Source organism: Leminorella grimontii ATCC 33999 = DSM 5078 (assembly GCF_000439085.1).
GTDB classification, from domain to species: Bacteria; Pseudomonadota; Gammaproteobacteria; order Enterobacterales; family Enterobacteriaceae; genus Leminorella; species Leminorella grimontii.
In genome coordinates this window covers 1-1,613 of the sequence record NZ_AUUA01000037.1, presented here as the reverse complement: position 1 = coordinate 1,613, position 1,613 = coordinate 1, and the positions used below count along the sequence as shown (strand labels likewise).

Sequence of the window (1,613 nt, the reverse complement as noted above, 5' to 3'; positions counted from 1 at the left end):
CAGTCTCCCAAAAGCGGGGGAATTACAAAACATTTGATACTACGCTCTATTCATTCAAACCATATTTAAAGAACGTTTAAACGAAATTTTAAATTCCTGCGTCAAGTCATTATAGAGTTCCATTTGCCGAAAATCCATACAGGTTATAGCTTACCAATATTGAGGTATCCAAGCCACGCTTAGATAATCACTGCGTAGCTATTTCTATCATGGCTATCCTGCCTTCCTTGGCCTAGTATTTGTTAGGCTTTCAGGTGTCGTCTGTTCCTCATTTGCGCGAGCACACACTTTATTCGTGGTGCTGGCTGTTGTTGCTTCCTCTTCTCGGAGAGGGCCAGTTATGTACTCCTGTATCATGTGAGCCTTGAGCGTATCAGGCTGTTGTAAAAGCAATAAGTTATTTTTATCCAAAAGAGCGAGTAATGTGTTTATACCTTCCTTAACAAGAAGGTTGGTTAGCATCTGTTTATCTACCTCATCAAGATGACCTAATAGCTCAGACAATAGTGAACTCACCTCTCTTTTTTCGTCGTTTAGTTCGATACCAGACACCAACCACATCAAAGGAACGTTACATGCATTAGCAATCAGTGCCGCACTGTCTATACCTGGGTAGATCTTCCCTTGGAGATACTTGCGAATTGTAGCTTCAGACATTCCACTTTTTCTACCTAACTCGCTATTACTCATTCCTCCCATAGCTTTCTTTAATCGCTCGCCGAATCGGTTTATTCCTTCGCGCACAATAATCCGATTTCGGTTTATTAATTCATCTCCGGTTTTTTCCTTGTAACCACTTGATTTTGATTCTTTATTTTTTTCTTCCATACATCACCTTTATTTAGAACAAAAAACCGATTGACCTCGGATTATTGTTCGCGTAAATTTATGAATATTGATAATCAGATTCGATTATCAGTTTCGGTAAGTAAACTCATAAGGATCACATAATGAAGCCCCATAAACAAGATTTAACAGACTTGTTTGTCGAGCTGGGTAAAGACTGGCCTAGCGAAGCAATCATTGGCGCACTTAAGCGTAAAGGCTTTGATTTACGCGATATTGAAAAGGAACGCGGCCTAAAAGAAGGTAGTGTGCGTAATGTGTTCTATCGCAAATGTCCAAGTTATCAAGTCGCTATCGCACAAAAGATAGGTGTCCCACCTGCTGTTATTTGGCCTAGCCGTTATTCATCCGAACAGCCTATGACGGCGTAATGGGGGATATGGAATGTCCATTTGGTTAACTGCTAAAGAGTGCGTTGCACTGCCGGGGTTGCCCAGCATGGAGCACAACATACGCCATCGTCTCGACAAAGTAGTCGGTGGAGCTAAAGAGCTTCGCCGCCGCCGTGACGGTACTAAAGCCTTTGAATATCACATTGACACTTTGCCACTTGAAGCAAAGGAAATCGCTATACAGCGTCACCTGCAAGCCCTTATGGCGACACCAACGGACGCCAGTCCTGCACCCGTCGTACCTAAAATCAAAAGCCGTGAAGAAGGTAAGATCACCCTTTACCGCAAATGTCCCGCGCTGATGGAGCAGAAGCTTGCGGAGCTAACAACGGCGCAGCGTGAAGTCGCTGACGCCCGTATCGCGCTTGTCGTTGG

General features: G+C 43.7%; 3 protein-coding genes. 2 read left to right on the top strand and 1 reads right to left on the bottom strand.

The genetic code is table 11. The features are described 5' to 3' along the window. Nucleotides 1–213: 213 nt before the first annotated feature. A complete protein-coding gene (locus G544_RS20995) occupies nucleotides 214–828 on the bottom strand; it encodes a helix-turn-helix domain-containing protein (RefSeq protein WP_051155825.1) in 615 nt (204 codons plus the stop codon). 122 nt (nucleotides 829–950) lie between these two features. Here G544_RS20995 and G544_RS0117945 point away from each other — a divergent pair, with 122 nt between their 5' ends. Both G544_RS0117945 and G544_RS20990 read left to right on the top strand, forming a co-directional pair. Next, on the top strand, nucleotides 951–1,217 hold the full coding sequence (locus G544_RS0117945) for a helix-turn-helix domain-containing protein (protein WP_051155824.1): 267 nt from the start codon (nucleotides 951–953) through the stop codon (nucleotides 1,215–1,217). Between the two features lie 13 nt (nucleotides 1,218–1,230). Next, nucleotides 1,231–1,613 (top strand): DNA-binding protein (locus G544_RS20990; RefSeq protein ID WP_036024547.1); only part of this gene is annotated, 383 nt, incomplete at its 3' end.

What these genes read in the sequence shown, in the direction of transcription:
- G544_RS0117945 (WP_051155824.1), top strand. Translation starts at nt 951, where the DNA reads ATGAAGCCCCATAAACAAGATTTAACAGACTTGTTTGTCGAGCTGGGT.
- G544_RS20995 (WP_051155825.1), bottom strand. Translation starts at nt 828, where the DNA reads ATGGAAGAAAAAAATAAAGAATCAAAATCAAGTGGTTACAAGGAAAAA.